Raw genomic sequence first — 7,077 nt, forward strand, 5'->3', positions numbered from 1 at the left:
GTGCCGCGGCCGCGTGCGCCGCGGAACGGGTGGGGTGAGGCGCACCCAGCGCCCTGCCGATCGGCGACCCGGGATGTTCGGTGCTCGCAGCGGAGAGGATCCGTCCTTCTCCGCGGATCAGGGCGGAGCAGTGTCCGAAGCTGATCGGCGGTGGCGTGCTCGCGGCCACCGTTCCGAGGAGAGCACCCATGCCGACGCCTTCACCGCACTCCGCGCGGCAGGCGGCGCTGCTCGATCCTCCCGACCCGCTCGACCCCGGCGCGGAGGCGTGATGCCCGAGGTCTGGAGTCCCGCCGAGAGGCGGCTGCGTCGGCTCGGCTGGATTCCGCGGCGCCCCCTGCCGCGAGGTGCCGTCTGCGACGCGATCGTCTCGCCGCGCCTCAGCCTCAGCCGCGCCTGGCTGCAGACCGGGGAGTTCGAGGTCCTCCCCCATCCCGGAAGGCTCCGCGTGCTCTTCAGCCTCGACGGGACCGGCCGCCTCTCCGCCCGGGGCCGCGACCACCGGCTCCCGGCCGGCAGCGCTCTCGTGACCCGCGCCTCGACGGTGCAGTACGCGGCGGCGCTCAGTCCGTGGGCGCGCTTCGAGTGGCAGCTGCGCCCCTCGGTGCTCCGCGCGAGCGAGTTCGCCTCGCTCACGGACCGGGTCCTCGCCCTCCCCGAGGCCTACTGGCGCGCACTCACCGGTGCGGCGAACACTGTCCTCACTTTCGGCGTCGAGCCCTCGGACGCGGCCTTCGAGCACTTCGAGATCGCGAGCGAGCACCTCCTGGCCTCGGCCTTCTCGGCGCTGCTGCCCTCCTCCGACCGGGAGGACCGGTCCCCCGCCGCCGTGTACGCGAACGGCACGCGCCTGATCGAGCGGCACTACCGCGACCGCTCCTTCACGGTGGAGACGCTCGCGGAGAGTCTCGGCGTGTCGGTCAGCCACCTGCACCGGGCGTTCTCGGCCGCCGGCACCACCCCTCGTCAGCGGATCGAGCGCGCGCGGGCCTTCGAGGCGCAGCGCCTCCTCGACGAGCTCGGCCCGCGGGCGGCGACGGACCTGGACCGCGTGGCGCGGTCGGCCGGCTTCAGCTCGCGGATCCACATGCAGCGGACCCTCCGCCGGATCGACGACGCGGGCTGACGTGCGCCGCCGCGTCCCCCGCGCCGGACGGGCTCCCGGCGAGGAGGCGCCCTGAGTGGCTCCCCCGGTCCGGCGGCGCGACGGAACGTCCACGGTCGGGCATGGAACCTCGTCGCGGCCCGTTCCGCGTCGACCGGAGGCCGGACGTTCGGCAGGATCGGCGCGTCCACCACCCCTCGCACGAAAGAAAGAAAAGGAACACCATGACGGACACCAACGCCCTGGACCCGACGGCAGCGCACTCGCGCTCCCTCCCACCGCGGATCGACTCGACCCGCGGGGGGCCCGCCCGGCGGACGATCATGTCGGGTGCGGCCTGGTCCGTCCCCGTCGTCGCCGCGGCGGTCGCGACCCCCGCGGCCGCCGCGTCCACCGGCCTCACCCTCGCCTTCGACGCCCCGGCGTACTCCTTCCCCGCCTGCACCACGAGAACGGTCTCCGTCCTCGCCACGACCAACGGCGCTCCCGCTGCCGGCGACACGGTCACCATCACTCTCCCCGCCGGCCTGACCAGCGGCGGCGCGCAGACCGTCAGGGCGACGACCGGCGCGGACGGACGCGTGAGCATCCCGGTCACGGCCGGGAACGTGGCGCAGAACGGCATCACCCTCTCCGCCGTCTCCGGCGCCGCGGGCGCGACGGCGACCGCGAGCACCACCGCGACCACGGGGACCGCCGTCCGGTACGTCACCGACGGCGGACGGACGACGACGGAGTCGAACGGCAACGTGCCCTCGGGAGCCAAGACCGTCGGACCCCGGTACTACCTGACGGAGTCGGGCGAGCTCTATCACGGCGGGGGGCGGATCGCGCGCGGCGTCACCAGCGTCCAGGGCTTCCGCGACGAGCAGAACCGCGACGTCGCCGACTTCGTCGTCGACGGCGTCTTCTACCGCTTCGTCACCGGAGAGGCCGCGCCGAAGGCCATCGGGAGCGGCGTGCCGGCCGGATCGACGGTCCATGCGCCCGCCTTCTACGTCACACCGAACGGCGAGCTGCGGCGCGCCGGCGGAGCCCTCGTGACCACCGGAGTGACGAGCGCGGACTCCTTCCGCGACCAGAGCAACAACGACGTCATCGACGTGATCGTCGGCTCGGAGCTCGTCCGCTACATCTCCTCCACGAAGAACCAGGTCTACGCCAGGAACGTTCCGGCAGGATCGACGGCCTTGGCGCCCTCGTACCACCTGACGCCGGACGGGCGCCTCTTCAACAGCAGCATCCTGGTCGCCACCGGGGTGACCAGTGCCGACGCCTACCGCGATCGACAGAACCGTGACGTCGTGGACGTGATCCAGAACGGCGCTCTCGTCCGGTACGGCGCGTTCGCGGACAGGACGCAGCCGCAGATCCGCGTCGCCTCCGGTGTGCCCTCCGACGCCACCATCTTCGCGCCGGACGCCTACGTGACCCGGGACGGCAGGGCCTTCGTCAGCGGCGTGCTGGTCGCCACCGGAGTCTCCTCGGCGTTCGGATTCCTCGACGTGCAGAACCGCAACGTGCTCGACACGATGACCAACGTCCTGTGCCCGTGACGCACGGGATCGGCCGCTGATCCGGTCCTGCCCCGCCGCACGCGGGTCCGAGGGAGGCGTCCCGCGGGTCCCTGTGCGGCGGGACAGGACCAGTCCGTCCTCGGGATGCAGCGTCCTCCAGAAGCGCGGACGCACCTGCTGCGGACCGCGCGGAGCGGACGCACCGGTCGGGTCGAGGACGGCTCGTCACGGAGGGCTCTTCGGGGTCAGCCGCCGGCGAACGGCGGCAGGACGTCGACCGCGGCATCGGGACGCAGCGGCGTGGCCCTGTCCGCGGTCGACACGCCGTCGACCAGGTAGGTGCACCGTGCGAGCACGTCGGCGGCCGAGGGCGCGGAGGCGACGAGTCTCTCCTCGAGAGCGCCCAGGTCGGGCACCTCGTCGAGCTCGTCGGAACCACGGCCGAGGGCGGCCTTGGCCGCCGCGAAGTAGCGGACCCGCATGCTCATCCGCCGATCGCGCTCATCGTGCGCTCGGGCTGCACGAAGCCCGCCCGGTTCATCTCGTGTCCCGCGGGCTTGGCCCACATCGCCCCGCGCCAGAGCTGGGCGACCTCGTGGTCGTCCGCGCCCGCGCGCATCGGGCCGAGCAGGTCCGTCTCCTCGTTCGAGAAGAGGCAGCTGCGGACACCTCCTTCGGCGGTGAGCCGGGTGCGGCGGCAGTCGTCGCAGAAGTTCTCGGTGACGGACGCGATGATCCCCACCTGGCCGAGCACCTCGGACCCCCCGGCCTCGCGGACGTCGAAGAGCTCGGCGGGGGCGCCGTCACGGGGGGCCGCGTGCGGGCTGAGCGAGAAGCGCTCCGAGAGCAGCGCCCGGATGTCCGCGGCGGTGATCATGGTCGCGCGGTCCCAGCCGTGGTCGGCGTCGAGCGCCATCTGCTCGATGAAGCGGAGCTGGTGGCCTCCCGCGAGGGCCCAGGCGAGCAGCTCCGGGGCCTCGTGGTCGTTGATCCCGGGCAGGAGCACCGCGTTGATCTTGGTCTGGTCCAGGCCGGCGGGACCGAGCGCGTCGATGCCCGCGAGCACGCGGTCGAGGAACGGGCGACGGGTGACCTTCGCGAAGGTCTCGGCGCAGATGGAGTCGAGCGAGACGTTGACGCGGTTCAGACCGGCGTCGGCGAGCGCCGCCGCCCGACCCGACAGGCCGATCGCGTTCGTGGTGAGCGAGATCTCGGGGCGCGGGTCGAGGGAGGCGACGTCGCGGATGATGTCGACGAGGTCCTTGCGCAGGAGCGGCTCGCCGCCGGTGAAGCGGATCTGGCGGACGCCGAACTGCTCCACGGCGATGCGCGCGAGGCGGAGGATCTCCTCACGGCTGAGCAGGGACGCGGGCGGCTGGAACGGAAGGCCCTCCGCCGGCATGCAGTAGGTGCAGCGCAGATTGCACTTGTCCGTCAGCGAGATCCGCAGATCGTCCGCGACGCGCCCGTAGGTGTCCAGGAGGAGCGGGGTGGCGGGGCGGTCGGCCGGGAGGACCGCGCTGCGCTGTCGGGGCCGGAAGCCCGGGATCCCCAGTGCTGTGCTCATCCGCTCACACTACGCCGCGGAACCGGGCGCGACCCGGCAAGATGGACTCGGTCCCGCCGCCGGTCGGGCTCCGCCGCTCGCGAGAGGACACGATGACCTCGATCGACCTGCACGCCGCCCGGGTGCGGGCGCTGCTCGCGCCGCTGGCCACGCGGGGCGCCCGCGAGACGCTGAGCCTGGAGCCGGCCGCCGTCGCCGCCGATCCGGGCGCGTACGACCGGCGGGTCCTCGCCCGCTCCGTCGACTCCCCGCTCGACCTGCCGCGCTTCGACAACTCGCAGATGGACGGCTTCGCGGTGCGGGCGGCCGACCTCGACGCGGCGGCGCCGGAGCATCCCGTCGCCCTGCCCGTCTCGGCGCCGATCCCCGCGGGCGACCGGGCGCCGCGGCACGAGCCCGGCACGGCGACACCGATCATGACCGGCTCGCCGCTGCCGGAGGGGGCCGACGCCGTCGTCCCGGTCGAGCGCGTCGATCCTCCGCGCTTCCCCGCGGAGGGCAGCGTCGCCTTCGCGCACCCGGTGGTGCCGGCGACCTTCGTCCGAGCCCGGGGCAGCGACGCCCGCCGCGGCGAGCTCGCCCTCCCGGCCGGCACTGTCCTCCGCGCGGCCCACTACGGACTCCTCGCCTCCCTCGGGCTGACCGAGGCGGAGGTGCTGCCGCGACTCCGGGTGCTCGTCGTCCCCACCGGCAACGAGATCCGTCCCGCAGGCGCCGTCCTCGAGGAGGCGCAGATCCACGACGCGAACGGCGCCCTGCTGGCCGAGGCCGTCCGCGAAGCGGGCGCGCTGCCCGTCGTCGCCGCATGCACGAGCGATCGGGCCGAGGACCTCCTGGCGCTGCTCGAGGAGCACGCGGGCGCGGCCGACCTGGTGATCACGGTCGGCGGTGTCAGCGCGGGCGCCTACGAGGTCGTCCGCGACGCGCTCGGCCCGGCGGGCTCGGAGTTCGGCCACGTCGAGATGCAGCCGGGCGGCCCGCAGGGCCTCGGTCTCGTGCGCGTGGCCGAGGGGCTGCACCTGCCGGTCGTCTCGCTTCCCGGGAACCCGGTGAGCGCCCTGGTCTCGTTCGAGGTGTTCCTCCGGCCCGTGCTGCGCTCGCTCGCCGGACGGACGCCCGCCGAGCGGCCGCGGCTCCGTGCGCGCCTCGGCACGGCGCTCGACTCGCCCGCGCACCTGCACCAGATCCGCCGCGGAGTCCTCGACGACGAGGGCCTCGTGCACCCGGTGGGCGGGCCCGGCTCGCACCTGCTGGCGTCCTACGCCCGCTCCACCGTGCTCATCCACGTCCCCGTCGGGACGGACCACGCAGCGACCGGCGACACGGTCGAGATCTGGAGGATCGATGACTGAGAGCGATCGGCTCACCCATGTGCGCGGCGACGGAGCCGTGCACATGGTCGATGTGAGCGCGAAGGAGGTCACGGCGCGCACCGCCGTCGCCGAGGGCTACGTCGAGACCTCGCCCGAGGTGGTGCGGCTCCTCGAGCAGGGCGAGCTGCCCAAGGGCGAAGCGCTCGGCGTGGCGCGGATCGCCGGGATCCTCGGCGCGAAGGCGACCTCGACCCTCATCCCGCTCTGCCACCCGCTGGCGCTGGACGGCGTCGACGTGGACCTCGAGCCGCAGGACGGCCGCGTCCGGATCGAGGCGCGCGTGCGCACGACCGGGCGCACCGGCGTCGAGATGGAGGCGCTGACCGCGGTCAGCGTGGCCGCCCTCACGGTCTACGACATGATCAAGGCGGTCGATCGCGGTGCCGCGATCACCGGTATCCGTGTGCTCGCGAAGGCGGGCGGGAGGAGCGGCTCGTGGACGAGCGGAGGAACCCCGTGACGCGGCGGGCGGTGGCGGTCGTCGCCTCCACCCGTGCCGCCTCCGGCGTGTACGAGGACCGGACGGGACCGGCGCTCGAGGCCTGGTTCACCACCCGCGGCTGGGAGTCCCGGGTGGTCGTCGTGGCCGACGGCGACGCGGTGGGCGAGGCGATCGCCGACGCGATCGGCAGCGGAGTCGACGTGGTCGTGACCACCGGCGGGACGGGCGTCGCCCCGAGCGACGTCACCCCGGAGCAGACCGCCCCCCTCCTGGAGCGGCCCCTGCCCGGCCTCGCCGAGGCGGTGCGCGCCAAGGGCGCCGCCCACGTCCCGACCGCCGTGCTCAGCCGCGGGCTCGCCGGCGTCAGCGGCCGCACCGTCGTGGTGAACCTCCCCGGCTCCCCCGGCGGCGTCCGCGACGGGATCGACGTGCTCGACCCGGTGATCGGGCACCTGCTCGACCAGCTCGGAGGCGGCGACCATGCCCGCTGAGCCGGTCGCCCTCGCCCGGCTCGCGGCCGAGGCCATCACCGTCGACGAGTGCGAGCAGGCGGTCGACTCCCCGACGCACGGCGCCGTCGTGACCTTCGCGGGCGTCGTCCGCGACCACGACGAGGGCCGCGGCGTGCTCCGGCTGTCCTACGAGGCGCACCCGGACGCCCCCGCCGCACTCCTCGCCTCCGCCCGCCGCATCGCCGACCGCTGGCCCGACGTCCGGATCGCCGCCGTGCACCGGGTCGGCGACCTCGTGGTCGGCGACCTCGCCCTCGCCTGCGCCGTGGCCTCGGCCCACCGCGCGGCGGCCTTCGAAGCCTGCGCGGCACTGGTCGACGACATCAAGGCGTCGGTGCCGATCTGGAAGGAGCAGTCCTTCGTCGACGGTAGCTCGGAGTGGGTCGCGAGCTTGGGCTGATCTTCCTTCGAGCCCGTCCCCGCCGGGCTCGGCGCGGTCGGCCGGAGAGGGTGGTCACGTTTCGCAGAGCGGGGAGCGATCGCCTAGACCGATCCGCTGGCACGCGGATCGATCGTTCGGCTCGGGGGGAGAGCGAGGGGGTGGCGGGTCGACATCGGGAG

At 74.2% G+C, this 7,077-nt stretch carries 8 protein-coding genes; 6 read left to right on the forward strand and 2 right to left on the reverse strand.

Annotated features, from left to right (window positions below):
• Positions 1-271: 271 nt before the first annotated feature.
• Both C5B98_RS15130 and C5B98_RS15135 read left to right on the forward strand, forming a co-directional pair.
• Positions 272-1,126, forward strand: a complete 855-nt coding sequence (locus C5B98_RS15130) for an AraC family transcriptional regulator (protein WP_104226887.1) — start codon at positions 272-274, stop codon at positions 1,124-1,126.
• A 203-nt stretch (positions 1,127-1,329) separates the two neighbouring features.
• Positions 1,330-2,661: a hypothetical protein gene (locus C5B98_RS15135; protein ID WP_104324091.1), complete on the forward strand. Its 1,332-nt coding sequence runs from the start codon at positions 1,330-1,332 to the stop codon at positions 2,659-2,661.
• Positions 2,662-2,867: 206 nt separating this feature from the next.
• Here C5B98_RS15135 and C5B98_RS15140 read toward each other — a convergent pair whose 3' ends face one another.
• Both C5B98_RS15140 and moaA read right to left on the reverse strand, forming a co-directional pair.
• Entirely contained in the window at positions 2,868-3,110 is a 243-nt protein-coding gene (locus C5B98_RS15140) for a MoaD/ThiS family protein (protein WP_104223924.1), read from the reverse strand.
• Entirely contained in the window at positions 3,107-4,189 is a 1,083-nt protein-coding gene (gene moaA, locus C5B98_RS15145; protein ID WP_104226889.1) for a GTP 3',8-cyclase MoaA, read from the reverse strand. Before moaA ends, C5B98_RS15140 begins: the two co-directional genes overlap by 4 nt.
• Positions 4,190-4,281: 92 nt before the next feature.
• Here moaA and glp point away from each other — a divergent pair, with 92 nt between their 5' ends.
• Genes glp through C5B98_RS15165 form a run of 4 tightly spaced genes read left to right on the forward strand, consistent with a single transcriptional unit; the run spans position 4,282 to position 6,916 of the window.
• Positions 4,282-5,541 carry a gephyrin-like molybdotransferase Glp gene (glp, locus tag C5B98_RS15150; RefSeq protein ID WP_104328029.1) on the forward strand — a complete coding sequence of 420 codons (1,260 nt, stop codon included), beginning with the start codon at positions 4,282-4,284 and terminating at the stop codon, positions 5,539-5,541.
• Positions 5,534-6,022: a cyclic pyranopterin monophosphate synthase MoaC gene (gene moaC, locus C5B98_RS15155; protein ID WP_104232482.1), complete on the forward strand. Its 489-nt coding sequence runs from the start codon at positions 5,534-5,536 to the stop codon at positions 6,020-6,022. Before glp ends, moaC begins: the two co-directional genes overlap by 8 nt.
• Positions 5,998-6,495 (forward strand): molybdenum cofactor biosynthesis protein B, encoded by a 498-nt coding sequence (locus C5B98_RS15160; RefSeq protein WP_244229433.1) that lies wholly within the window; start codon positions 5,998-6,000, stop codon positions 6,493-6,495. The genes moaC and C5B98_RS15160 overlap by 25 nt, the downstream gene beginning before the upstream one ends.
• Positions 6,485-6,916, forward strand: coding sequence for a molybdenum cofactor biosynthesis protein MoaE (locus C5B98_RS15165; RefSeq protein ID WP_104247639.1), 432 nt, complete (start codon positions 6,485-6,487; stop codon positions 6,914-6,916). The genes C5B98_RS15160 and C5B98_RS15165 overlap by 11 nt, the downstream gene beginning before the upstream one ends.
• Positions 6,917-7,077 lie beyond the last annotated feature (161 nt).

The sequence above is a fragment of the Rathayibacter sp. AY1A5 genome (assembly GCF_002930875.1).
GTDB lineage: Bacteria > Actinomycetota > Actinomycetes > Actinomycetales > Microbacteriaceae > Rathayibacter.

Bases quoted from the DNA above. Each gene is read 5' to 3' on its own strand.
- glp (WP_104328029.1), top strand. From the start codon at position 4,282: ATGACCTCGATCGACCTGCACGCCGCCCGGGTGCGGGCGCTGCTCGCG.
- moaC (WP_104232482.1), top strand. From the start codon at position 5,534: ATGACTGAGAGCGATCGGCTCACCCATGTGCGCGGCGACGGAGCCGTG.
- C5B98_RS15130 (WP_104226887.1), top strand. From the start codon at position 272: ATGCCCGAGGTCTGGAGTCCCGCCGAGAGGCGGCTGCGTCGGCTCGGC.
- C5B98_RS15135 (WP_104324091.1), top strand. From the start codon at position 1,330: ATGACGGACACCAACGCCCTGGACCCGACGGCAGCGCACTCGCGCTCC.
- C5B98_RS15140 (WP_104223924.1), bottom strand. From the start codon at position 3,110: ATGAGCATGCGGGTCCGCTACTTCGCGGCGGCCAAGGCCGCCCTCGGC.
- moaA (WP_104226889.1), bottom strand. From the start codon at position 4,189: ATGAGCACAGCACTGGGGATCCCGGGCTTCCGGCCCCGACAGCGCAGC.
- C5B98_RS15165 (WP_104247639.1), top strand. From the start codon at position 6,485: ATGCCCGCTGAGCCGGTCGCCCTCGCCCGGCTCGCGGCCGAGGCCATC.